This window comes from Paenibacillus tundrae (assembly GCF_030812775.1).
In the GTDB taxonomy this organism is placed as follows: domain Bacteria; phylum Bacillota; class Bacilli; order Paenibacillales; family Paenibacillaceae; genus Paenibacillus; species Paenibacillus tundrae_A.
The window spans coordinates 200,004-225,440 of the sequence record NZ_JAUSTI010000003.1; the positions used below are offsets into that span (position 1 = coordinate 200,004).

Annotated in this window: 23 protein-coding genes; 21 read left to right on the plus strand and 2 right to left on the minus strand. The window is 45.2% G+C overall.

Annotated features, from left to right (window positions below; genetic code table 11):
* Positions 1 to 40 precede the first annotated feature (40 nt).
* The 6 genes from J2T19_RS06665 to J2T19_RS06690 all read left to right on the plus strand — a co-directional run bounded on the left by J2T19_RS06665 (position 41) and on the right by J2T19_RS06690 (position 5,537).
* Complete coding sequence (locus J2T19_RS06665) at positions 41 to 2,098, plus strand: TP0910 N-terminal domain-containing protein (RefSeq protein ID WP_307214226.1); 2,058 nt, start codon at positions 41 to 43, stop codon at positions 2,096 to 2,098.
* Positions 2,095 to 2,403: an EscU/YscU/HrcU family type III secretion system export apparatus switch protein gene (locus tag J2T19_RS06670; RefSeq protein ID WP_056700545.1), complete on the plus strand. Its 309-nt coding sequence runs from the start codon at positions 2,095 to 2,097 to the stop codon at positions 2,401 to 2,403. Before J2T19_RS06665 ends, J2T19_RS06670 begins: the two co-directional genes overlap by 4 nt.
* The gene (locus tag J2T19_RS06675) at positions 2,397 to 2,795 is read left to right on the plus strand and encodes a YraN family protein (RefSeq protein WP_307214227.1); all 399 of its coding nucleotides are present in this window, start codon (positions 2,397 to 2,399) and stop codon (positions 2,793 to 2,795) included. The genes J2T19_RS06670 and J2T19_RS06675 overlap by 7 nt, the downstream gene beginning before the upstream one ends.
* Positions 2,796 to 3,248: 453 nt before the next feature.
* Positions 3,249 to 3,410, plus strand: a complete 162-nt coding sequence (locus J2T19_RS06680) for a hypothetical protein (protein WP_307214228.1) — start codon at positions 3,249 to 3,251, stop codon at positions 3,408 to 3,410.
* 61 nt (positions 3,411 to 3,471) lie between these two features.
* The gene (locus J2T19_RS06685; protein ID WP_307214229.1) at positions 3,472 to 4,692 is read left to right on the plus strand and encodes a carboxypeptidase-like regulatory domain-containing protein; all 1,221 of its coding nucleotides are present in this window, start codon (positions 3,472 to 3,474) and stop codon (positions 4,690 to 4,692) included.
* Positions 4,693 to 4,985: 293 nt separating this feature from the next.
* Positions 4,986 to 5,537: a nitroreductase family protein gene (locus J2T19_RS06690; RefSeq protein ID WP_307214230.1), complete on the plus strand. Its 552-nt coding sequence runs from the start codon at positions 4,986 to 4,988 to the stop codon at positions 5,535 to 5,537.
* 293 nt (positions 5,538 to 5,830) lie between these two features.
* On the opposite strand, the gene J2T19_RS06695 is transcribed toward J2T19_RS06690, so the two are convergent.
* Positions 5,831 to 7,435 carry a YifB family Mg chelatase-like AAA ATPase gene (locus J2T19_RS06695; RefSeq protein WP_307214231.1) on the minus strand — a complete coding sequence of 535 codons (1,605 nt, stop codon included), beginning with the start codon at positions 7,433 to 7,435 and terminating at the stop codon, positions 5,831 to 5,833.
* Positions 7,436 to 7,693: 258 nt separating this feature from the next.
* Positions 7,694 to 8,122 carry an organic hydroperoxide resistance protein gene (locus J2T19_RS06700; RefSeq protein WP_307214232.1) on the minus strand — a complete coding sequence of 143 codons (429 nt, stop codon included), beginning with the start codon at positions 8,120 to 8,122 and terminating at the stop codon, positions 7,694 to 7,696.
* 225 nt (positions 8,123 to 8,347) lie between these two features.
* Between J2T19_RS06700 and J2T19_RS06705 the strand changes: the two genes are divergently transcribed.
* The 15 genes from J2T19_RS06705 (at position 8,348) to fliI (ending at position 25,436) form a co-directional block, all read left to right on the plus strand.
* Complete coding sequence (locus J2T19_RS06705; protein WP_056700555.1) at positions 8,348 to 8,803, plus strand: MarR family winged helix-turn-helix transcriptional regulator; 456 nt, start codon at positions 8,348 to 8,350, stop codon at positions 8,801 to 8,803.
* 241 nt (positions 8,804 to 9,044) lie between these two features.
* Positions 9,045 to 10,205 carry an ADP-forming succinate--CoA ligase subunit beta gene (gene sucC, locus J2T19_RS06710; RefSeq protein WP_056700556.1) on the plus strand — a complete coding sequence of 387 codons (1,161 nt, stop codon included), beginning with the start codon at positions 9,045 to 9,047 and terminating at the stop codon, positions 10,203 to 10,205.
* A 99-nt stretch (positions 10,206 to 10,304) separates the two neighbouring features.
* Entirely contained in the window at positions 10,305 to 11,234 is a 930-nt protein-coding gene (gene sucD, locus J2T19_RS06715) for a succinate--CoA ligase subunit alpha (RefSeq protein ID WP_056700558.1), read from the plus strand.
* A 247-nt stretch (positions 11,235 to 11,481) separates the two neighbouring features.
* Positions 11,482 to 12,612, plus strand: a complete 1,131-nt coding sequence (gene dprA / locus J2T19_RS06720) for a DNA-processing protein DprA (RefSeq protein WP_307214233.1) — start codon at positions 11,482 to 11,484, stop codon at positions 12,610 to 12,612.
* Between the two features lie 116 nt (positions 12,613 to 12,728).
* Positions 12,729 to 14,828 carry a type I DNA topoisomerase gene (topA, locus tag J2T19_RS06725; RefSeq protein ID WP_307214234.1) on the plus strand — a complete coding sequence of 700 codons (2,100 nt, stop codon included), beginning with the start codon at positions 12,729 to 12,731 and terminating at the stop codon, positions 14,826 to 14,828.
* 15 nt (positions 14,829 to 14,843) lie between these two features.
* Positions 14,844 to 16,187 carry an FADH(2)-oxidizing methylenetetrahydrofolate--tRNA-(uracil(54)-C(5))-methyltransferase TrmFO gene (trmFO, locus tag J2T19_RS06730; RefSeq protein WP_370874826.1) on the plus strand — a complete coding sequence of 448 codons (1,344 nt, stop codon included), beginning with the start codon at positions 14,844 to 14,846 and terminating at the stop codon, positions 16,185 to 16,187.
* 24 nt (positions 16,188 to 16,211) lie between these two features.
* Positions 16,212 to 16,754 carry an ATP-dependent protease subunit HslV gene (hslV, locus tag J2T19_RS06735; RefSeq protein WP_056700565.1) on the plus strand — a complete coding sequence of 181 codons (543 nt, stop codon included), beginning with the start codon at positions 16,212 to 16,214 and terminating at the stop codon, positions 16,752 to 16,754.
* Between the two features lie 119 nt (positions 16,755 to 16,873).
* Positions 16,874 to 18,274, plus strand: a complete 1,401-nt coding sequence (hslU, locus tag J2T19_RS06740; RefSeq protein ID WP_307214235.1) for an ATP-dependent protease ATPase subunit HslU — start codon at positions 16,874 to 16,876, stop codon at positions 18,272 to 18,274.
* 1,007 nt (positions 18,275 to 19,281) lie between these two features.
* Complete coding sequence (gene flgB / locus J2T19_RS06745; RefSeq protein ID WP_307214236.1) at positions 19,282 to 19,689, plus strand: flagellar basal body rod protein FlgB; 408 nt, start codon at positions 19,282 to 19,284, stop codon at positions 19,687 to 19,689.
* Positions 19,690 to 19,694: 5 nt separating this feature from the next.
* The gene (gene flgC, locus J2T19_RS06750) at positions 19,695 to 20,147 is read left to right on the plus strand and encodes a flagellar basal body rod protein FlgC (protein WP_239289536.1); all 453 of its coding nucleotides are present in this window, start codon (positions 19,695 to 19,697) and stop codon (positions 20,145 to 20,147) included.
* 63 nt (positions 20,148 to 20,210) lie between these two features.
* Complete coding sequence (fliE, locus tag J2T19_RS06755; RefSeq protein WP_056700575.1) at positions 20,211 to 20,522, plus strand: flagellar hook-basal body complex protein FliE; 312 nt, start codon at positions 20,211 to 20,213, stop codon at positions 20,520 to 20,522.
* Positions 20,523 to 20,671: 149 nt separating this feature from the next.
* Positions 20,672 to 22,255, plus strand: coding sequence for a flagellar basal-body MS-ring/collar protein FliF (fliF, locus tag J2T19_RS06760; protein ID WP_307214237.1), 1,584 nt, complete (start codon positions 20,672 to 20,674; stop codon positions 22,253 to 22,255).
* A gap of 11 nt (positions 22,256 to 22,266) precedes the next feature.
* Positions 22,267 to 23,283 carry a flagellar motor switch protein FliG gene (fliG, locus tag J2T19_RS06765; RefSeq protein ID WP_056700579.1) on the plus strand — a complete coding sequence of 339 codons (1,017 nt, stop codon included), beginning with the start codon at positions 22,267 to 22,269 and terminating at the stop codon, positions 23,281 to 23,283.
* Positions 23,276 to 24,130, plus strand: a complete 855-nt coding sequence (locus J2T19_RS06770) for a FliH/SctL family protein (protein ID WP_307214238.1) — start codon at positions 23,276 to 23,278, stop codon at positions 24,128 to 24,130. Before fliG ends, J2T19_RS06770 begins: the two co-directional genes overlap by 8 nt.
* Complete coding sequence (gene fliI / locus J2T19_RS06775; RefSeq protein ID WP_128101398.1) at positions 24,117 to 25,436, plus strand: flagellar protein export ATPase FliI; 1,320 nt, start codon at positions 24,117 to 24,119, stop codon at positions 25,434 to 25,436. The genes J2T19_RS06770 and fliI overlap by 14 nt, the downstream gene beginning before the upstream one ends.
* The last annotated feature ends 1 nt before the right edge of the window (position 25,437 follow it).

The window sequence follows — 25,437 nt, forward strand, 5'->3', positions numbered from 1 at the left end:
TAGTTGAACGGATGTTGTTCAGACGAGAGGAGGGAAAGTCGTGAATATCAGCTCAATGATTCGAGGGCTACTCGGAGACAATAAACCAGGCGAAGCCAAACCTCTTGAATTGAAAGAAGGTCAGGTGGTACGTGGATCTGTTCTTAGTGTGTCAGATGATGGCGGAGATGCCGTTCTACAAATACAGGGAGTACAGGTGAGGGCTAAGCTTGAGACGCCTCTGCGCCCAGGGGAAACCACGTTGCTTCAGGTACAGCCACAGGGAGAGAATGGCGTCACTGTGATGAAACCGCTGGCTAATACGCTGTCGGAACTGCCTCAAGCATCGTTGAACAACCTGCTTCAAGAAGTAGGCTTGTCAGATACGAAAGGGAATCGTGAATTGTTACTGGCTATGCAGCGCAGTGGACTACCTCTGACTAAGGATAATGTCGCTATGGTTCAAAATATGATGACAGCTAAGCCAGCACAGGTTCCGGTGGAGGAATGGGTGCAATCGACGGGAATTGCTTTCCAGCGGGGGCTTCCCATTACAGCGGAGACGGTTAAAGGGTTACATCAGGCAGTGTTTGGTCCACCCTTGCATCAATTGTTAAACGGACTTGCAGATCAGTTGGAATCCTTTCTCACGCAACAGGCAGGCAAATCGGCTGCAACGACGGGAGAACAAGTTGGTGCGGCGAAGACAGCGATTAGCCAGGGAGTGGCCATGCCCGTGACGGGAAGCCTGCCAGCAGAAGATGCTGCATTGCCTGCTGGTGCAGGGCGTCCTTTGGCAGCAACGAATGGAGCAGGACAGGCACCTGTTGCAATTGGGGGAACCCCTGTTATGACTGATGGCGCAGCAGAAGAGGCGGGAGCCCCATCAAAGGCGACCGGGCAACCGCCAGCAGCAGGCACCGGTAACGCTACGGAGGCTGCTGGTGTGAAGGCGGGAGCCAGTCAAGTGGAGACGGCTGGCAAGCAAGGAGCAGGTATTCCAGCGGGAACCGGAATACCTGGGGAGAGCCCGCGTGGTGCTGAAGCGGGCTCTGTGGGTCAGAGCCGTCCAGGTGCATCAGGGGCGGCTGATCCTATGGCTGGCCGCGCAATCGCGGGACAGCCAGAAGCAGGCGCTGCCGGGCGAACTGCCGGCAGCGCTGAGGCTACGCCTGCGGCTGCGAGTGCAACGCCCGCAGCCGCGCAGGCGGCGCCAGCAGCAGCAAGCGCAGCGGAGCTTGCGCCTAAGCTGCTGGCGCTGCTGGATGCGCTGCGCAGCGCATCCACTGCCGCACCGGCACAGCCGGGTGCGGCAGCCCAGGCCGCCCCTGCATCGCAGGGCGGCCAAGCCGCTGCGGCTGCCGGAGGCGTGCCGCAGCAGGTTCCAGCCGGCGCTGATACGCCGCCAGCTGGTGGAACTGCCGCAGCTCCTGCAGGTGCTGCGGCAGCGCCCGTCACCCACGGTGGAGACCCGTGGGTGGGGCGTGTGTTGAAGCTGCTCGGTGCAGAGCACGAGCAGCAGGCAGTGCACGGCGCAGCTGTGCAAGCGCGCGTGGGCGACGTGGCGAGTCCGGGAACCTCGGACACGCTGAAGGGCTTGCTGCTGCAGTTAGCCAGCAGCGACAATGCCCCGGCGGCACTCAAAGATGCCGCCGGGCAGGCTGTGCAATATTTAACGGGTCAGCAATTACTGCTGACAACCGATCGAAGCTCTACCTTTGCCCAGATGCATTGGTTCATTCCAATTACGGGTCCCGATGGAGAAGAGACCGCTTCAGTTCAGATTCAATCTCGCAGAGGCCAGCGTGGCGAACTGGATGCATCCAACTGTCGTTTATGGTTTGACTTAGATATGAAGAGTTTGGGGCCAACGTTAGTGGATGTGCATGTCGTCAACAATATAGTCAGTCTGCGTGTGCTTAATGATCGGGAAGGCATGGGGCCGCTACTCGAAAGTGGGCGTGAAGTCATTCATACGGCTCTGGATAGACTAGGCTACCAACTGCTGACCTTTAAAACAGAACCTTGGCCGGTAGGCCAGGAACCTGGTGCAGAACGTAAAATTAATGCGTCGGATTATAGCCCTGAACGGTACAAAGGGGTGGACTTTAAAATATGAAAGATGAGCCGCAGCCGGATCTGCTTTCCAAAAAGGCTGTTGCCTTAAAATATGTACCAGGGGAAACAGAAGCGCCTGTTGTCGTGGCCAAAGGTCGTGGCAAAGTGGCAGAAGCCATTCTGGATAAAGCCAAGGAAAATGGTGTGCCTGTTCAAGAAGATGCCGCTCTGGTAGAGGTGCTCTCTAAGCTGGATCTAGATGAACAGATACCGGCGGAACTATATCAGTTAGTAGCAGAGGTATTAACCTACATTTATAAAGCTGATCGAATGGCTTCTGGACGGGAGGAACAGAACGATTGGTAGATCATATACCAGAACATCAATTTGCCCCTAGGCTTACACGTCAACAAAAAGGAAAATTAGGCGAGCAAGCAGCTTGTCGGTGGCTACAAGAACATGATTACGAGATCGTAGCCCAGAACTGGCGTTGTCGTAGTGGGGAGATCGATATTGTTGCTACGTTTGAAGAACTCGTCATTTTTGTTGAAGTCCGAAGTAGAAGCGGCGTAGGGAGATACGGTACACCACAGGAATCGGTTGATTCCCGTAAGGTGCAACAGGTTCGTTCAACAGCGGCAGTGTATATGCAAAGGACTGGAGAGCTGCATCGGCAAATCCGCTTTGATGTTATTGCAGTGATGCAAGATGCGACTGGAGAAGCAATTTCCCTAGAACATATTGTCAATGCGTTTTAGTGCCGCTTCAATCTCACTTAAAGGCATCGCTCACCGGCTTTTCGCTCCTGCTGTGTCACGTTCTTTTGAAGTACTCAGTATGAAGATTGCGAAATTTTTTAGACTCGATACGTAAATTTGGTAAAATCTATTCCTCCGGGAGTTCTAAGTACACCCAAATAATAGAGATGAAAACAGACTTTATTGCCACGAACATCGTCGTGGTAGTGAAGTCTGTTTTGTTGATAGACTATACCCCATCTTTCTATTGGTTCCAATCAATAGGATCCGAATTTTAGATTTGTAATACTTCTTCGATCTGCCTCGGTCTAATTCCAACATCTATCCTGATTGAGTTATTGTTAGAGTTTTGGTTATGTGCAGTGAATTTCATATTGTAATTGAATGATACAAATTGTATCATATATCGTGGGAAATGACAGAAAAGCAGATTGAAGGTAGGAGGAGAGGAAGATGGAAAAAGAAGCAAATAGAATGGACAGCCAAGTTAAGCGTTGTTGGCAAACGCCCAAAATGGATGTGTTGGAGGTGCAACATACCCTGAGTGGTGGTGGGGGCCTCTGGCATTATGTATGGAACGGAGAATTTTGGAAACTTGAATTACTTACAAGCTAACACTGACTGGCCGCTGTATGACAAGACCTATAAAAAGACTAATGAGGTGAAACCCATGTTTATGAGTAAGTGTTCTAAATGGATCTCTCGATCGTTCATGCTGGGCTTCTTTATGATCTTACTTAGTATTGTGTACGCTGGAACGTCTTACGCATTGGAGCAAGAAGGGGTCTCCCCCACCGCACAAGAAAATAATGCCCAACCACCAGCCATTATTTATGGAAAAATAACGGATCGAGAAGGTTACAGCGTGCCTCATGCCAAAGTGGATTATGAGCTTTATTATCGGGGCGATACGACCAAACACAGTCTGCTTGCTGATGAAAACGGAAACTATCGCTTTGAAGCAGTGGTAGAAGATTATACGGATCTGAAACTGTATGTTGAGGCAGAAGGCTTCATTGCCTATGCATCCTATAAGCGATATGAAAGTTATACGCTAAGTCCTGGGGATGATTTGAATATCAATGTAAGTCTGTATGAGCCTTCTACCATTGTAGGAACGGTGACAGATTCAGCAGGTCAACCGGTTACTGGTGCTGCAATTAAAGTTACCAGTATAACAGATCGTCTCATCCAAACGGATGCGAACGGAAGATATACGGTAACGGGCATCGACTATGATTACAACCCGAATATTGCCATCTGGATCGATAGTCAGGATCATCTTCCTTATCTACAAGACCGTTTAGGCATTGATGCTGGTCAAACGTTACGTATCGATGTTGTACTGGAGGATGCTGCTCATGTCCAAGGACGGATTGTTGATTCAAACGGTAATCCGATTGCAGGTGCCAAAGTTAGTGGGTACACGCAACGAGTCACAACAGATGATCAAGGAAATTATATACTTAAACGGCTTCAGACAGGTTCAACGACCATTGTTGTAGAGGCATCTGGATATCCCAAACATAACATTAGAGCGGATCTAACCGCGGGAGATAATACAGTAGATTTTGTATTACGCGTAAACCAAGATGTTCAGCCTCCAGTAACCAAATATCGCCTGGTGCCATTAACGGAAACGATTAATGGAAAGCTTTATATTGTTGGGTTTACGTTTAGACTGCAAGCCACGGATGAAGCTAACGGATCAGGCGTAAAGATAACGCAATATCGTTACAATGGCGGAGAATGGATGACCTATAATGGCCCTGTTAAATTTTATGCAAATGACGTAAAGTTGGTGGAGTACTATAGCACCGATGTAGCAGGTAATGCGGAGAAAATGAACAAAATGGATTTTGTAAATGGTATCTTCGAAGGAGCTGGCTCATACTAAAGGGTTTGGCTAGAAACAGAAGGATGGTTGCCAGTTAAATATGCGCGAGTACCGAGGTGCTTTTAATCTATGTATCCCTTTCGAGGGGAGCAAGATGGAAAGCATCTTTTTTTATGATTATAGGTAACAGAAGAGGAAAAGACTCAGAACGGTCAGCTTTTTTGAATCTGGTGAACTGAACGATGTATAATGAAGAAGCAACTTAACAGGTTGGCAGTTTTATATCAAATCATATGCTTGGTTTACAAGCTGTTACACCATAATTTAAACAAGAAAGCCTAGGAGGTTATGTGATGAGCAAATCAATTCAGACAAGAAACGCGGTCATTGAGGCGATTAAAAATCGCCGGACGGTCAAAAAGTTCAAAAAAGACGCGGTGCCAACAGATAAAATTATTGAATTATTAGATGCAGCCGTGTGGGCTCCTAATCATAAACTGCGCGAACCTTGGCGGTTCCTTTTATTTACCGGGGATGGCCGCAAAAAGCTAGCTCAGGCAATTGATGCTGAGATGGGAGAAGACAATAAATTCTCAGCTAATATTAAGCAGGTTCCTGCGGTGATGTTGGTTGTACTGGAAGAGGACCCGCGCCAAAACATTTGGGATGAGGATTTTGCTGCGGTTAGCGCGCTCGTACAGAACTTTTTACTTGCAGCCTGGAGTGAAGAGATTGGCACATTCTGGGTAACGAAACCATTTCTATATGCTCCCAAATTTCGTGAACCACTCGGTATTGAAGCAGGCGAAAAGATTATTGGCATGATTTATATGGGATACCCGGATGTTATTCCTTCAGCTAAAGAACGTACACCGGCAAAAGACAAGCTGACTCTATTTGAATAATTGATTTTCATAACTTAGGTTATGTAAAGTTGTATATATTTTGTCGACGTTTGGTGAAGAATGAGGTGACACAAATCGCCCCAATTTACGCTGTTTTCCCTAATACATGGGAATGCTACATAGGTTGAACTTATCCGTTTATGGTAGAAACAATAACCCTAAGGACAGTTTGTTTTCTTAGGTTTTGGCCGTAAACGTGTGTTCATTCAATCGATCAGCAGGCGTAAATGGGGCTATTTCTAATGTTTGAGTTATACCGCCCTCTATTAACAATGTGGATTACGGCATTCTTTTTAAAAGATTTTAAGATCCAACTGACGATATTGAATGGCTTCAGCCACATGCGCAGTGACCACTTCACCCTCATTTTCAAGGTCAGCTATCGTCTGTGCCATCTTCATGATTCGATCATGTGCGCGCATGCTTAGATTCATGGCCTGTAATGTATTTTGCAGCAATTGCTCTGCCTCCTGAGGTAGAACAATCATGCGGCGTAGCAATGCTCCAGAAAGCTGGCTATTCCAGTGAACACGTGTATGTGCGTAACGTTTGGCTTGAAGCCGATGAGCGTGCATGACTTTGGCTTGCATCTCATTAGAGCCAAGAGATGGGGCAGCCTTACGCCATTCACCTGGGGGTGGTACCTCTACTTGTAGATCGATTCGATCAAGTAGAGGTCCTGATATTTTGGCACGATATGCTGCGACACGGGAAGGACTACAGATACAGCTGAGGTCATCGGTTTGTGCTGATAAATATCCACATGGACACGGGTTCATAGAACAGGCGAGCATAAACTGCGCAGGAAACGTGAATACAGCCCTGGCTCGGCTAATCGTCACCGTTCGATCCTCCAATGGCTGACGCAATACCTCCAACACTTGACGTTGGAACTCAGGCAGCTCATCCAAAAACAAAATGCCACGATGAGCCAGACTTACTTCACCAGGCTTCGGAATACTGCCGCCACCGATTAAACCTGAAGTTGAGATAGTGTGATGTGGAGAACGGAATGGCCTTTGGCTGACGAGCCCTTGTGATATTTCTTTTAACTTACCTGCAGCGCTTAAAATTTTAGTTACCTCAAGGGCTTCCTCTTCGGAAAGGGGAGGGAGAATGGTAGGCAGCCTTTTAATCAGCATCGTTTTGCCTGTGCCTGGTGGACCAACAAGCATAATATTATGCATGCCTGCAGCAGCGATCATTAGTGCCCGTTTCACATGATGCTGCCCTAATACGTCGTGATAGTCCTCTAGAGAGCAATCCTCTGGTTGTCCAGCTTTATCCGGATCGATCACTTTTATTGCATCCTTTGACGATAACAAATGGTTGTAATCTTTTAAAATGAGTGGCTGATTATTTGCTTTTGTTTCTACAGTGTTACCTATACCAGATTCGCTTTGCGGTATAACATCTTGCAGATGTTGAATCCCATACACCTTAATACCTCGGATTAGAGCAGCCTCTGCCAGATTCTCCTTTGGCAGTAGGACAGAAGTGAAGCCTCCCCTTTTAGCGAGATCAACCATAGCAAGGATACCGGGTACTGAACGCACCGTGCCATCTAGAGCAAGCTCTCCAAGGATCAGCGTTCGTTCTTGTGGAGGGAGCATGAGTTGACCACTGGTGATAAGCAGACCCACCGCAATAGCCAGATCAAAGGAAGAGCCTTCTTTTCGTAAATCAGCAGGAGCTAGGTTAATCGTAATTCGCTGTAGTGGGTACTGGAAACCACAATTTTTAATCGCTGCCCGGACACGCTCTACAGCCTCACGAATGGCTGAATCTGGTAGTCCAATAATGGATGTCTGAGGTAACCCATTTGATAAATCGGTTTCGACCTCAATCAAAACGCCATCAATTCCGTACAAACAAGCACTATGTATCTTACCGTACATAATGAAAAAAACACCTCACTTCGTTCTTGACTCTGCAGAGTGCAGGCCAGTCTTCGAATTAAGGTGCTTCCTCATCTTCTATTATGCATTTTATATAAAAGAAATCAGGGCGTCAACTCAGGTGTTCGTCATGATGACATCGAACGAGATTCCTGATTCCTGAATTGTTATGAGATCAACAAGAAATTCCTCAGAGAATTACGAATGAAAACCAAACGTCTTATTATATATAAGGCATGCAAATGAAATATTAATGTTTTAAAGAACGTTCAGTTCAACAACAATGTTTCCACGGGTTGCACGGGAATAAGGGCATACTTGGTGAGCAGCTTCGACTAATTTTGCAGCCGTTTCTTTGTCTACACCTTTGGCTAGAACGTCCAGTGTAGCCGCGATTCCAAAGCCACCATCTTCAACTTTGCCAAAGTGAACTGTTGCCGTTACCTCTGTACCTTCCAATTTAATCTTCTGCATACGAGCTACCATGTTGAGTGCACTGTCAAAACAAGCTGCGTAACCTGCCGCAAATAATTGTTCAGGATTCGTGCCTTCACCGCCAGCACCACCCATTTCTTTAGGGGTACGTACGTCTAGTCGAAGTTCAGGGCTGGAGGATTCTACATAACCGTTACGTCCGCCTACGGCTTTAACTGTCGTTTCATACATTTTTTGTTGGATTGTCATCATATCATTCCACTCCTATGTAAACAATTATATTTTATACAATTTAATTTAACATGATTAAATCTAAAAGTAAAATACTTTGTGCTCAATTATTCTGTTTTTTTTCTAATTTGTGATAAGATAGATCTAGAGTTTCTAATTATTCGCAACATCAAGTAGCTAACTTAGGCGTGAAAATGCGGATTTAATTAGGAATTGAATGTACAATTAGGCAGGTGAGATCAAGATATGCAGAACGATTCATTGAAGTTGGATAACCAATTATGCTTTGCCATATATGCTTGTTCACGAGAAATTACCAAGATGTACCAGCCTTATCTAGAGGTGCTGGGTGTAACATACTCGCAGTATTTAGTGCTAATGGTGCTGTGGGAGCGTGAAGAATGTACGGTGAAAGAAATCGGAGAGGCGCTTTATCTCGATTCGGGGACGTTGACTCCTCTGCTGAAACGCTTGCAATCCGCAGGTCACATCCATCGTGAACGCTCAGCGCAGGATGAGCGTAAAGTGCTTATTACATTAACCGACTCAGGTAGGGAATTACGGAACAAAGCTTTGGCTATACCGTCCTCCATCCAAGGAGATGCTTGTTTGAATAGTACCGAGTTTGAGGCTTTGCTAGGACAGTTCAAAGGGCTTTTGCATAAGGTGCATGAGACCAATATGAAAGAGTCCAGAAAATAACCTCCAAAATGATGACGAACCTTCGACATATTAGTCGAAGGTTTTTCCATTTATATCCAAACATTCGCTAAATGGGATGATATCCATATCAAAATGCTGTCTATTAACCATTAATTTTTTAAGGAAAGCGTTTTAAAAACGTGTTACAATGAATTGGGTTTAAGTAAAAATAGTCAACATTTGTCTTTTGTTAGTCAACCAACCCGCCTTGTTGCAGTCATGTTGATAGGAGGATTCGAGAATGAATATCCATGAATATCAAGGAAAAGAAGTACTGAAACAGTATGGAGTTGCCGTTCCTAATGGAAAGGTTGCTTATACAGTCGATGAAGCGGTCGCGGCCGCAGAGGCACTGGGCAGTCCGGTGACTGTAGTCAAAGCGCAAATTCACGCAGGTGGCCGGGGTAAAGCCGGCGGTGTGAAAGTGGCGAAGAGCACGGATGAGGTTCGTGCGTATGCATCTGAAATTTTGGGGAAAGTCCTGGTTACACACCAAACTGGACCTGAAGGTAAAGAAGTGAAGCGTCTTCTGATTGAAGAAGGATGCGATATCCGCAAAGAATACTATGTGGGTGTTGTTGTAGACCGCGCTACGGGACGTGTCGTGATGATGGCTTCCGAAGAGGGCGGTACGGAGATCGAAGAAGTGGCTGAAGCTACACCTGAGAAAATTTTCAAAGAAATCGTTGATCCTGCAATTGGATTGCAAGTGTTCCAAGCACGTAAACTGGCTTACAGCATTAATATTCCGAATGAATTAGTTAACAAAGCTGTGAAGTTCATGCTTGCGTTGTACAAAGCATTTGTCGAAAAAGATTGCTCCATCGCTGAGATCAATCCTCTCGTTGTTACAGGAGATGGAAACGTTATCGCACTGGATGCGAAACTCAATTTTGACTCCAATGCGTTGTTCCGTCACAAAGACATTTTGGAACTTCGTGATCTGGACGAAGAAGACGAAAAAGAAATCGAAGCTTCGAAATACGACCTCAGCTACATAGCGCTGGATGGAAACATCGGCTGTATGGTTAATGGTGCGGGACTTGCGATGGCAACGATGGACATTATCAAATATTATGGAGGCGACCCAGCCAACTTCCTAGATGTTGGGGGCGGTGCGACAACGGAGAAAGTGACAGAAGCATTTAAGATTATTCTGTCCGATGCTAAAGTTGCAGGTATCTTCGTTAATATTTTCGGTGGTATCATGCGCTGTGATGTCATTGCCAATGGTGTGGTTGAAGCTGCGAAGCAGCTTGGACTTACGAAACCACTGGTTGTCCGTCTTGAAGGAACGAACGTGGAGCTTGGTAAGCGTATTTTGGGTGAATCCGGCCTAAATATCGTACCAGCTGACTCCATGGCCGATGGTGCACAGAAAATTGTTGCCCTCGTGAAGTAAGCTCATTCCTGGGAAGATTGCACCTGAGTAGTGCAACAAACTTCCTTAGTACCGGAGCTGTCCGGCACTTGAAAAATAACCGTAAGGATGTGAAGCAACGTGAGTATTTTGATTGATAAAAATACAAAAGTCATTACGCAAGGCATTACGGGTTCAACGGGAATGTTCCACACGAAGGGCGCATTGGACTACGGAACCCAGATGGTAGGCGGTGTTACTCCGGGTAAAGGCGGAACCAATGTTGATATCACACTGGAAGATGGCCAAGTGGTGAGTCTCCCGGTATTCAATACGGTGCAGGAAGCGAAGGAAGCGACTGGCGCAACAGCGAGCGTCATTTATGTTCCCCCAGCATTCGCAGCAGATTCAATCATGGAAGCCGTAGATGCAGAGCTGGATCTTGTCATCTGTATCACAGAAGGTATTCCGGTGCTTGATATGGTTAAGGTAGACCGTTTTATGGAAGGTAAAAATACTGTCCTGATCGGCCCTAACTGTCCAGGTGTCATTACACCAGGCGAGTGTAAAATCGGAATTATGCCAGGATACATCCATATGCCGGGACATGTTGGTGTTGTTTCCCGTAGTGGAACATTGACGTATGAAGCTGTACATCAACTCACCACTCGTGGTATTGGACAATCCTCTGCTGTCGGAATCGGTGGAGACCCTGTTAAGGGCTCTGAGTTTATTGATATCCTCAAACGGTTCAATGAAGATCCGCAGACTCATGCAGTCATTATGATTGGTGAGATTGGTGGTACTGCTGAAGAGGATGCAGCAGAATGGGTGGCAGCTAACATGACCAAACCTGTTGTAGGGTTCATTGGTGGTGTTACAGCTCCTCCAGGTAAACGTATGGGTCACGCTGGCGCAATTATTTCTGGTGGTAAAGGTACGGCTAAGGAAAAAATTGCGAAGCTTGAATCTTGCGGTATCAAGGTTGCGCCTACGCCAGCCGAGATGGGATCTACGCTTGTTAGTGTGCTTGAAGAACGTGGTATTCTGAATTTGTGCACGACACATTAATTCTTTTCCGTTATAATAGAAGAAACGGTACAGGAAACTCGTTTTCCTTGTAACCGACTTTGTGGATACGGAAAAGGTAAGCAACCTTTTGTCCTAATTTAGGGCGAAGGGTTGCTTTTTTGCGTTTTTTTACTCGATTTACTCGCGAGCAGGGGAGATTCTTTTTAGAGTAAACGCTTGCAATCCGTTGTCACAGCCTACACAATATGAGGGAAGAACTTCTTCCCGGATCGGGAGGTTTTTGTTTATGGAGGAGAGATGGGTTTTATTTGGTTTGCATGAGATGGATGGGGTCGGTAAGAAAACGATCGCGAAGCTATTATCTGGACAGCATAAGCTCCAAAATCTATTAGATTATACGGAAGCCGATTGGTTGCAGGCGGGTCTGAGGAAGGATCAGGCGCATCGCCTAGCCGTGCAGTTTGACCTTGACTGGATAGATCAAAAACGCGAGAACGTTTACAAACAGGGGATTGAGGTTATAACTTATCTGGATTCCAATTACCCTATTTTAATGAAGGAAACCGTTCAGCCTCCATGGGTATTGTATGGTCGTGGAGATATGCAGCTGCTGCATTCTAAGTCCATCGCGATGGTAGGTACCCGTATGCCGACTGTATATGGTCGTAAAGTTGGAGAGCGACTGGCTGAGGAATTGTGCAAGGCAGGCTTGACCATTGTTAGTGGACTGGCTAGAGGTATAGATAGCGTGTGTCATGATGCTGCTTTGCGTGCAGGTGGCAAAACGATTGCAGTATTCGGAACAGGCATAGATTCGATCTATCCGCCTGAAAATAATAGTTTGGCTGAACGCATTGCCGAAGCGGGTCTGCTTTTGTCAGAATACCCTCCAGGTACTCGAGCTCACCAGGGGTTGTTTCCCGAACGGAACCGAATTATTGCTGGCTTAAGTCTAGGAACGTTGGTAGTAGAAGCTGACATTCGTAGTGGCTCACTCATAACGGCTGATGCAGCATTGGATGCGGGTAGAGATGTATTTGCAGTTCCAGGTCCTATTACATCGCCGAAGAGCAGAGGGTCACATAATCTCATTCGACAGGGAGCAAAATTGGTCACTTCTGCAGCCGATCTGTTAGAAGAGTATCAAATGGACTTGCCAAATCCCGAACAAGTTCCTTACAATAGAGGACGTTCGACGCAAAATAAACAGGATGTTACAGCGGGAATGTTTCCTCCGGCAACCCTCTCTTCGGACGAGCAGAGAGTAATTGCCATACTGGAACAGGAGGAACAGTCCTTAGATCAACTTGTTGAACGGCTTAATTGGGATTTTGGACATTTGCATTCAGTTCTGTTATCTTTAATCATAAAAAAGCAGATTAGCCAATTACCTGGAACTAAATATGCAAGGGTATGACGATGCTGTGACGTATGCAGCGTGTGAATATAGATTATTAACGGAAGTTAACGGCTATGATGAGCATTACTATGAATTGGAACCAAGCAGTTTCATGACTGAGAGGAGATGGACCTATGGCGGATTCACTCGTAATCGTGGAGTCGCCCTCAAAGGCGAAGACCATTGGCAAATATTTAGGCAGCAAGTTCATCGTTAAGGCTTCGATGGGACATGTGCGTGATTTGCCGAAAAGTCAGATCGGCGTTGAGGTTGAGAATGATTTTAATCCGAAATATATTACGATCCGCGGCAAAGGTTCGATTTTGAAAGAACTGAAAGATGCACGTAAGAAAGTGAAAAAAGTGTACCTCGCAGCTGACCCGGATCGCGAAGGTGAGGCTATTGCGTGGCATTTGGCTCATGCCTTGGAACTTGATGATACAGAAGATTGCCGCGTTGTATTTAACGAGATTACTAAACAAGCCGTCAAGGATGCGTTCAAAACGCCGCGCAAAATCAATATGGATCTGGTTAATGCGCAGCAGGCAAGACGTATTCTGGATCGGCTCGTAGGATATAAGATTAGCCCTTTATTATGGAAGAAAGTCAAAAAAGGACTATCGGCTGGTCGGGTTCAATCGGTAGCGGTCAAAATCATTTTGGATCGTGAAAATGAAATTGATGATTTTGTACCTGAAGAATACTGGAGCATTACCGCTAAGCTGACCGCTGACGGAAATCCATTTGAAGCTAAATTCCATCAGTTGAACGGCACCAAGACCGAACTGGGTAGCGAAGCTGAAGTGCAGGCGATCCTGAAACAGATCGAAGGCGCTGACTTTACGGTCAAAGAAGTGAAAGAGAAGGAACGTAGCCGGAATCCTTCCGCTCCGTTTACGACGAGTTCCTTGCAACAGGAAGCCGCTCGTAAATTGAATTTCAGAGCTTCTAAGACCATGTCCGTTGCACAACAGCTGTATGAAGGCGTAGACCTGGGGAAAGAAGGCACAGTAGGTCTCATCACGTATATGAGAACCGATTCCACACGAATCGCAGCATCTGCACAGGAAGAAGCGAAGGAATACATCATTGGCAAGTACGGCGAACCATTTGCGCCTGAAACACCTAGAAACTATTCCAAAAAGGCAACTAATGCACAGGATGCGCATGAAGCTATTCGTCCTACGTCCATTTTGCGTGATCCGGATTCGATTAAATCATTTATGAGCCGGGATCAATTTCGCTTATATAAATTAATCTGGGAACGTTTTGTCGCAAGTCAGATGTCATCCGCTATTCTAGACACACTGTCTGTTGATATTGCTGTCGGAGATACGATCTTCCGCGCTGCGGGCTCCAAAGTTCGCTTCCAAGGTTTCATGAAGGTATATGTGGAAGGTAACGATGACGGTACAACAGAAGAAGATCGCCTGCTTCCTCCGCTGAAAAATGGAGATGTACTGGAGAAACAGGAGATCGAGCCGAAACAACACTTCACACAGCCACCACCGCGTTATACCGAGGCTAGGCTGGTTAAGACTCTTGAAGAACTGGGCATAGGCCGTCCGAGTACATATGCGCCAACGCTGGAAACGATTCAGAAGCGCGGGTATGTTGCGATCGAGGAAAAGAAATTCATGCCTACAGAGTTAGGTGAGCTTGTCATAGAACAGATGGAAGAGTTTTTCCCAGAAATTCTTAATGTAGAGTTTACTGCCAACATGGAAGGTGACCTTGACCATGTAGAAGAAGGCTCTGAGGATTGGGTCAAGGTTCTTGCGGAATTTTACGAATCCTTCGAGAAACGACTTGAATTTGCAGAAGAAGAAATGAAGGAAATTGAGATTGAAGATGAAGTTTCTGATGAAATCTGCGAGAAGTGCGGTAAACATTTAGTTTACAAACTTGGCCGTTTTGGTAAGTTTTTGGCTTGTTCTGGCTTCCCGGAATGTCGGAATACCAAACCGATTATTAAGGATATCGGCGTGACTTGCCCGAAATGTAAGGAAGGACATGTTGTAGAGCGACGGAGCAAAAAGGGACGTGTATTCTATGGATGTGACAAGTATCCTGAATGTGATTTTGTCTCGTGGGATAAGCCATCAGCGAAGCCATGTCCAAGCTGCGGTTCGTTAATGATTGAGAAGCGCAATAAACAAGGAACACGATTACAATGTACGTCTTGTGACCATCAGGAACCTGTGGAAGAAACAGACGAGGAATCAGCGGATTAGCATATATGGGGGTAAATGATTTTGACTAACGAACAACAAGTAACGGTTATTGGAGCAGGTCTGGCAGGAACAGAAGCAGCTTGGCAGATTGCGAGTCGCGGTGTACGTGTGAAACTATACGAGATGAGACCGGTTGTGAAAACACCGGCTCATCATACAGATAAATTTGCAGAGCTGGTATGCAGTAACTCACTGCGTGCTAACGGTCTCACCAATGCAGTAGGTGTTCTTAAGGAAGAAATGAGAATGCTTAACTCTCTTGTTCTTGGAGCGGCAGATAAGCATGCTGTACCAGCAGGTGGAGCTCTTGCGGTTGACCGGGATGGGTTCTCAGGGGAGATTACTTCTACGCTGCAACAGCATCCTTTAATTGAGGTTGTTAATGAGGAACTGACTTCCCTTCCGGAAGATGGCATCGTCGTTGTTGCAACAGGGCCTTTGACATCTCCTGCATTATCGGAGCAGATCAAAGCACTCATGGGAGAGGAATACTTCTACTTCTATGATGCAGCTGCACCAATTATTGAAAAAGACTCTATCGACATGAATAAGGTCTACCTAGCTTCCCGTTATGATAAGGGAGAGGCGGCATATCTGAACTGTCCGATGACAGAAGAGGAATTTGATGTATTCTACGATGCATTGATTACCGCGGAGGTCGCGCAATTAAAAGAGTTTGAGAAAGAGATTTACTTTGAAGGCTGTATGCCAATCGAAGTGATGATGAAACGTGGTAAACAAACAGCATTGTTTGGACCGATGAAGCCCGTAGGTCTAGTTAACCCACATACAGGAACACTCCCACATGCGGTAGTTCAACTTAGACAGGATAATGCTGCAGGAACGTTGTATAATCTAGTTGGATTCCAGACACATCTGAAGTGGGGAGAACAAAAACGTGTATTTTCATTGATTCCTGGTCTTGAAAATGCAGAGTTTGTACGTTACGGCGTGATGCATCGCAATACATTTATTAATTCTCCGAAATTGTTGCGTCCAACATATCAATTTAAAGACCGTCCTAACCTGTTCTTCGCTGGACAAATGACAGGTGTTGAAGGATATGTCGAATCGGCTGCATCAGGTCTCATTGCAGGTATGAATGCTGCAAAAGCGGCTCTTGGTCAGGAACTTGTAGTACTGCCAGTAGAAACAACACTGGGTAGTATGGCACAATATATTACGACTGCTGATTTTAAACACTTCCAGCCTATGAATGCAAACTTTGGTTTGTTGCCGAAACTGGAAACGAAGATACGCAACAAAAAGGAAAAGAATGAAGCTCTTGCTCAGCGTGCATTGGATGGAATTGCTCGGTTTGCTGCTTCAGAAGGTCTAACCGTTCCTGAACGCGTATAAATTATTCGTGGGGGAGGCTATATCATGGATATGTCATTTCATGCCACTACGATCTGTGCAGTGCGCCATAATGGCAAGGCAGCGATTGCTGGAGATGGTCAAGTGACCATGGGGCAAAGTGTTGTGATGAAGAATACCGCCAAAAAGGTAAGACGTTTGTATCGCGGACAGGTCGTTGCTGGTTTTGCTGGCTCCGTGGCAGATGCGATTACACTCTTTGAGAAATTCGAAGGTAAGTTAGAGGAACACCATGGTAATTTACAACGGGCTGCTGTAGAGCTTGCCAAAGACTGGAGACAGGATCGAATACTCCGTAAGCTTGAAGCGCTCTTAATCGTTATGGACAAAACAGGTATGTTGCTCATCTCTGGTGGTGGCGAGATCATCGAGCCAGATGATGATGTTATTGCCATAGGATCAGGAGGGAACTTCGCTCTATCCGCAGCACGAGCGTTGAAACGACATGCAGGCAATTTGGAAGCCAAGGATATTGCGCGTGAATCACTCCAAATTGCAGCAGAATTGTGCGTGTACACTAATACGAATATCATTGTAGAAGAGTTGTAATATAACCCCGCAAAATGGAGCCTGACCCCGGTCATTTTTCCTCATGTTTTGCGGGGTTCTCCCTAATTTGGGTCATGAATAGGTTTGAAAATGAAGTATACCAGTAGGAGGGAAGCTATATGCAATCACAAGCGCTAACACCTAGACAAATTGTTGCAGAGCTCGATAAATACATCGTTGGTCAAAAACAAGCCAAGAAATCCGTAGCGGTGGCTCTTCGTAACCGTTATCGTCGTAGCTTGCTACCCGAGCAAACCCAGGATGATATTGTACCAAAAAATATTCTGATGATTGGACCTACAGGTGTAGGTAAAACAGAGATTGCCCGTCGGTTAGCTAAGCTCGTGGGCGCTCCGTTTGTTAAAGTAGAAGCAACGAAATTTACTGAAGTGGGTTACGTGGGTCGTGATGTTGAGTCCATGGTGCGTGATCTCATCGAAACGTCCTTGCGCATGGTTAAATTGGAGCGGACAGAAAAGGTAAAAGACAAAGCCGAAGAAGCTGCCAACGAGCGAATTGTACATATTTTGGCTCCTTCACAATCCAAATCCAAAAATCAGCGGAATCCATTTGAGATGATTTTTGGGAATAATGGTAATCATGTCCCTGAGCAAGAAGAAGCTGAGCCAGATACAAATGTGGCTGAGCGCCGCCGTAAGATTAAATTTGAGCTGTTATCAGGCAAGCTAGAGGACGATGTTATAGAGATTGATGTAGAGGATACAACACCTAACATGATGGATATGTTTGCTGGTCAGGGTAATGATCAGATGGGAATGAACATGCAGGAGATGTTTGGTAGCTTGTTGCCTCGGCGTACCAAGAAACGCAAATTGGCTATTAAAGAAGCTCGAAAAGTGCTCATTCAGGAAGAAGCAAGCAAATTAATCGATATGGATGACGTGACCCAGGAATCAATCCGCAGAGCAGAACAAACCGGAATTATCTTCATTGATGAAATCGACAAGGTAGCCAGCCAAGGACGCGGAAGTGGCCCTGACGTTTCACGTGAAGGTGTACAGCGGGATATTCTGCCTATCGTTGAAGGTTCAACTGTGATGACTAAATACGGGCCTGTCAAAACCGATTATATTCTGTTTATGGCTGCAGGAGCATTTCATGTGGCTAAGCCCTCAGATCTGATTCCAGAGCTTCAGGGGCGATTCCCGATTCGTGTAGAATTAAATAGCCTCACACTGGATGAATTTGTATCCATATTGACTGAACCGAAAAATGCATTAACGAAGCAATATGTCGATTTATTGCGTACAGAGAATATTGAAATTGAGTTTTCGGACGAAGCCATTCGAGAGATTGCTAAACTTGCAGAGTCCGTAAACCAGAATACGGAGAATATTGGCGCACGTCGTCTGCACACAATTCTGGAGAAACTACTTGAAGACTTGTCCTTTGAGGCAGCTGAGCTCACGTTAGAGCGTATGGTAATCACGCCAGAGTATGTTCGTGAGAAATTGAATGATATCGCTCTGGATCGTGATCTGAGCCAGTACATTCTATAGATCAGCTATAGCTGACTTGCAATTTTGACATCGATTAGACAATGACGGTATACATGGATAAACAATCACATTTTAAGTTATTGGTGGATATGACAATCCTACAATGGCTTGTAAGCGTGCTGTCTATTCTGAGGTGTACCGTCTTTTTGTATTGACCGAAAAGATCTTGTTTAACAAATTCAGCTAATTAAACAAAGGTAAAGAACCGATAATTAGGTGTAAGTAGATTTTTGGTGAGTGACATATAGGACTTGTGCCGCAGATCGGGCATAATTCGCTCGACAAAAGTAGAGTTATAGCGTGCTCAGGTGTGGAACCTCTTCCAATATAAGGGTTTTGTTTTAACCAAGTCTGACGATAGGTTTTATGAAGAATGAGAGAAAAATTGCGCAAATGTGCAAAAAGTGGGTTTGGAGAAATTTCTGGAATACCAAACTACTTTCCAAGAAATCAATCTACATACAAGTTACTAATTGTTAAAAAAGTGTTGTGGAAAAAGAGAAGAATTGAAGTAACAAAGATCGTTTTTAAGTCAAAATTTTATTACACAGAAATGCTGTCCCAAAAGTGGGATTAATGGAAAAACCTTATTATATCGGCGATTAGCTATATCATCATAAGGGATGAGCTAATCAATCATGCAGCTATTTTGTAAAGGTTGCGTAAGAAACTAGGGGAAGAACCATTTTTTTTATTTTAAGAATGTTTAAGTGCAGGATGATTGGATATTAGATAATTTTTGTTTTGGGCCTCATCATTTACGAAAAAAATCATAATTTGCAGAAAATACACAAAAAGCCCTCTATTACAGAAAAGATAGGGCTTTTTTCTTATTGTAATAAATCCCAATCTCGAAGAAACTTATCATATACGACAACATCAGAGTTAATTCTACTTAAGTCCTAGAAAAACGTGTAAAAGCGAATGTTTTTGTCGAAAAAACATAAGCGATTAAAAGGAAGAAGATGCAATCTTTTTCCATAATTTCTAAGGAGAGGAGGGAAAATATGAATCTTTTGAATGATATTAGTTTCCAGAGGTTACAAGGTGCACTTGATGCGTCGAATATGAGACAACGTACGATTGCAGACAATGTAGCAAATGCGGACACCCCGTACTTTAAGCGTTCTAACGTCGCTTTTGAAGAAATGTTGCAGCAGCAAATGGGTGGAGATACCCCTGTTCTTAGAGGGAAAGTAACGGATTCAAGGCATTTTGTCATAGGCCCTTCCTCTTCCGTACCTACACCAGTAGTCAATTTGGATCATTCTACATCGATGAATAATAACCAGAATAATGTCGATATCGACAGAGAAATGAGTCTTCTGGCGGACAACCAATTGCGCTACAGTGCTTATATCCAGCAAGTAAATGAACAGATCAAAATGATGCGTGTTGGCGTTGAAGGGAGATAGCTAAAGTGAACATCAGTAATAGCTTTGGGATTAGTGCATCGGCTCTAACGGCTCAACGTTTGCGAATGGACGTGATTTCTTCCAATATTGCTAACGCAGAGACAACGCGTGCCAGTGTAGTTAATGGGGAAGCCGTTCCTTATAAAAGGAAAATGGTTGTTCTTGAGCCTAACAAATCCTCGTTTAGCAGCATGCTTCAAAGCCAAATGAGAGACGGTGGAACGGGAGAGGGTGTTAGAGTTTCTGAGATTCGTGATGATCAATCTCCGCTCAAGCCTGTATACGATCCAACACATCCAGATGCAAATGCGGACGGGTATGTATTTATGCCTAATGTCGACATTGCGAAAGAGATGGTTGATATGATCTCTGCTTCGCGGTCATACGAGGCTAACGTTACTGCTTTGAATTCAACTAAAGCCATGATATCTAAGGCATTGGAGATTGGTAGAGCCTAGTTAAACAGGAATGAAATTAAATTCTTCTTAAGCTGAAGAAAGAGATGAAGGGGAGGGACATTAATGATTCAGAACAACATGTTTAACACACAGGGGATTCAACCGCTCCAGATGCAAAATGCTTCCGTTAGCAAACCCTCAACACCAGCCGAAACTATTGAGAGCTTCGGTACATACTTACAAGAAGCGTTAGGCTCCGTAGCTGCACAGGAATCTCAAGCGCATGAAATGTCTAACCAGTTTTTGGTTGGAAAAGTGAACGTCGATCAAGTGATGATCGCATCAGAACAAGCTCTACTGGGTTTGCAACTGACGACTCAGGTCCGAAACAAAGTAGTCGAAGCATACCAAGAAATTATGCGTACGCAATTGTAAAATAGCACGCCTTGCGCTTCGATAACAGCGCTGATCATTACAACAAGCAGCGTGATGCTGCTCCTAAAAGCTAACGTTTATTCTGTAACTAATGACGTACAGAAGTTGCTTCGGGACAGACTAAGCAAAGTTTCGGATGGGGTGACAGAGTGAATGAGAGAATCGCCCAGTACAAAGACAAGACGGTTCAGTACTGGAATAGTTTTAGCAAAAAACAGAAGGTATTACTGGTATCTACCTTTTTATTTTTAATCATGGCTGCAGTTGTTCTAACCATGCAACTCTCCAAAACGGAATATGAGGTCGCCTTTAGAGATCTGAACTCTAGTGATTCGGCAGGAGTTATTGCATACCTAGATTCAGCCAATATTCCTTATAAACTAAGTGCAGATGGAAAATCCATTTCCATTCCTAGTACGGATGTTGCTATTACGAAAGTAAATGTTGGATCACAAGGCATCATACAGAACGGTTCATTAGGTTATAAAGCATTCTCAGAATCCTCGTCTCCGATTGGGATGACGGATAAAGAATTTGATGTGAAATACAATAGTGCGTTAAACGGAGAAGTGGAGCAATTGCTTCAACGGATGCAAGGGATTCAGGATGCCAAGGTACTCGTCAATATGCCAAAGGATAACATCTTCGCTGGCTTAGAAGAGCAAGACAAAGCGTCCGCATCTGTAGCCCTCCAATTCAAACCGGGTTATCACCCAAATCAGGCAGCAGTTGATGGGTATTTTAATTTGGTAAAAACGGCTATTCCTAATCTGCCGATAGAGAATATTACGATTACGAATACGGATGAAGCAGAGCTGATTCCATCAGCCCGCGGTGGCAGTGGTGGCTTGTCATCTGAAGTTCAAGAAAACATGGCACTGCAGAAAAAGTTTGAAAATGATGTTCGTAACAACGTGAAGCAATTCCTTTCACAAATCGTAGGCGAAGAAAAAGTTAACGTTCTTGTCGTTTCTACCTTGAATTTTGACAAGGAAACTAGAAAAGAAAATCTCGTTCAGCCAGTCGATGTGGAAAATATGAAAGGTATTGAGATTAGCGTACAAGAGATTCAGAAGAGTTATACCGGAGCAAGTACACCTACAGGTGGCGTAGCTGGTACGGGGCAGGAAGAAGTTCCTGGTTACCCATCGGCTGATGCGACAGGAAATTCAACCTCCGAAGAATCATCGAGTACTAAAAATTACGATGTTAACCGAATTGTTAAAGATATTGTGGCAAGTCCATATTCTGTAAAAGACTTAACCATTAACGTGGCTGTTGAACCACCGGCAGGTCAGACAGAATTGCAAGCACCGGTTCAAGATGCGATTGAAAATATCTTGGTGAATATCGTTCGTGCTTCACTTGCTGACACAGGCACGGTTATCACTGACGCGGATCTAGCTAAGAAAGTATCTGTCATTTCTCAAGGATTCCAGACTACAGATACAGCGGATACCGGATTCCCACTTTCAACAGGAATGCTATGGGGCATAGGTGGACTGGTTGCAGCATTGATCGCAGCCGTTGTGATCCTGCTCGTACGCCGTCGCCGCAAACAGGATGAAGAAGAAGAAGAGGAAATCCCTCTTCCAGTAGCAACCGAGTTCCCGTCCATAACGTTGGACAGTGTAACGAACGAAAGTCAGGTGCGCAAACAATTGGAGAGTTTGGCGAAGAAAAAGCCAGACGAATTCGTCAATCTGCTGCGTACATGGCTGGCTGACGAATAGAGGTGGACGCATTGGCAAAGGCAAGCAATCAGGGACTAAGCGGAAGACAAAAAGCAGCAATTTTGCTCATTACACTTGGTCCAGAGGTATCGGCACAAATCTTCAAACATCTTCGTGATGAGGAAATAGAACAACTGACGTTGGAAATTGCCAACGTTCGTAAAGTGGATGCCGCGGAAAAAGACATGATTATGGCTGAATTTCATCAGATCTGCCTTGCTCAGGAATACATTTCTCAAGGCGGTATCACCTATGCAAGAGAGATTCTCGAGAAAGCTCTGGGATCCTCAAAAGCTCTCGAAGTCATTAATCGCTTAACGGCTACACTACAAGTTAGACCATTCGACTTTGCTCGCAAAGCGGATCCGAATCAAATTTTGAACTTTATTCAAAACGAAAGTCCACAAACGATTGCTTTGGTACTGTCTTATCTGCAATTCGAGCAAGCTGCAGCGATTCTTTCCTCCTTACCGCAGGAAAAACAAGCTGATGTGGCGAGAAGAGTTGCGGTCATGGATAGTACTTCTCCAGAAGTTATCGCTCAGGTGGAACGAGTGTTGGAGCAAAAATTGTCTTCGACTGTTACGCAGGATTACACAAATGCTGGTGGTATCGAGTCAATCGTACAGATTTTGAACGGTGTAGACCGAGGTACAGAGCGTACGATTTTGGATTCTCTCGAGATACAAGATCCAGAGCTTGCCGAAGAGATCAAAAAACGGATGTTTGTCTTCGAGGATATCGTCAACGTCGACGACCGTTCGATTCAACGAATTATTCGCGATATCGACAACGCAGATCTGCAGTTGGCACTCAAAGTGGCCAGCGAGGAAGTGCGCGATGCGGTGTTCCGGAATATGTCGAAACGGATGTCCGAAACGTTCAAGGAAGAAATGGAGTTCATGGGGCCTGTTCGATTGCGTGATGTGGAGGAAGCACAGACTCGTATCGTAGGTACAATTCGTAGGTTGGAAGAAGCTGGTGAGATCATTATCGCTCGTGGTGGAGGAGATGATATCATTGTCTAATTTGATTAAATCTTTCCAGTATGTTCCGGTGGATGACCGCAAACGACTAGAGAATCATCATCATTATGGAGATTCTGAAGCGGAATTTGAAATGGAACGAGATGAAAGTGCTGAAGCAGAACAACTGCAAGCACGTGTAGACGAGGAGTCACAACGACTCACTGCAGAGATGCTGGAGGATGCGAAGGAGTTTGCAGAAAAGCAGGTGCGAGAAGCTTCTGAGGAGGCGGAACGTTTGCTTCAAGAAGCCCGTGAGCAGATTGATAGCTGGTGGCAGGAACAACGCATGCAGGATGAACATCTTACTGAAGCGATGCGATCACAAGGCTTTCAGCAAGGGTTTGAAGAAGGTAAAGTACAGGCTGAACTGGATCTCCAAGTGCAGATCGAAGAGATGATGAAAGAAGCTCGTGAAGTTCTTGAAGAGGCTTATGTTGCTAAAGATCAGATTATTCAAGAAGCAGAACCATTTCTGGTTGATCTAGCATGCGGTATTGCAGAGAAGGTAATTGATATGCAACTTACTGTGGAGCCAGAACAAATGCTTGAATTAATTCGTCAAAATCTGTCGCGTAAACGGGAACAAGGAATGATCACGCTATGTGTAGCACCAGATCAGTTCTCTTTTGTGCAAGCAGCACGGGAAGAGTTATCGCTCGCAATTGACTCGCAAGCTGAACTGCAGATTTTGCCTGATGCAACCGTCAAAGACAAGGGATGTGTCATCCGTTCTTCCTTCGGAAGTGTGGATGCCCGTATTGATACCCAATTAACTGAGATTAAAAAGGAACTGATCCGTTTAGCACTTGAGGATGAGGGGCGAAGAAATCAACATGAAGGTTCTTAGTTCACAGCGTTATATGGAACATTTAAAAGGTTTTGACCCTGTCCGGGTTAACGGAAAAGTGACTCAGGTTATCGGATTAATGGTTGAATCTGAGGGGCCAGATGCAAGCATCGGTGACGTATGTTACATCTACCCTGGAAAATCAGCTAAGCCACTTCAGGCAGAGGTTGTTGGCTTCAGAGATAACAAAGTACTGTTAATGCCTTTAGGAGAATTGCAGTCGATCGGGCCAGGTTGTGATGTTGTAGGAACAGGCAAACCGCTTGGCGTACAAGTGGGTTCTGAACTGCTTGGCAAAGTGCTTGACGGCTTGGGACAGCCGCTCGATGGCTCACTTCTACCGTCAAGAATGCCTACGTATTCCACCTCGAATACACCCGTCAATCCGATGGATCGACCGAGAGTACTAGAGACAATGGGAGTTGGCGTTCGTGCCATTGATGGACTGCTAACCGTTGGTAAAGGTCAGCGGGTCGGGATTTTTGCAGGATCTGGTGTCGGTAAGAGTACATTAATGGGTATGATTGCTCGGAATACAGCTGCTGATGTGAATGTAATTGCGCTTGTAGGTGAACGGGGACGTGAAGTTCGAGACTTTATCGAACGGGATCTAGGGCCAGAAGGATTAGAACGATCTGTCGTGATCGTAGCGACTTCCGATCAACCTGCCTTAATTCGGATTAAGGGAGCGGTCATTGCGACGACGATTGCAGAGTATTTCAGGGATAGAGGCATGAATGTCATGCTGATGATGGACTCTGTGACACGTTATGCAATGGCACAAAGGGAAGTTGGACTCGCTGTTGGTGAACCCCCTGCCATGAGAGGATATACGCCATCTGTTTTTGCTAGCCTTCCGAAATTGCTAGAGCGAGCAGGAACGGGTCCGACAGGTTCAATTACCGCCTTCTACACAGTTCTTGTTGATGGTGATGATATGAATGAACCGATTGCGGATGCAGTGAGGGGTATTCTGGATGGCCACATTGTATTGAACCGTGCCATTGCGAACAAAGGTCATTTTCCAGCCATCGATGTACTTGCGAGTATCAGCCGTGTCATGAAGGACATTGCACCTCAGGAGCAGATCGAAGCAACGAATAATATGAAGCGATTAATGGCTGTTTATAAAGAATCCGAGGACTTAATTAACATTGGAGCGTATCAGAGAGGTTCCAATGCTGCGATCGATGAGTCGATGGATCAGATTGATAACATTTGGAATTTTACCAAACAAAAAGTAGATGAAAAAGTGACACTGAGTGAAGTACAGGAACGTTTGATTCTTGAGTTTGCAAGGAGATGAA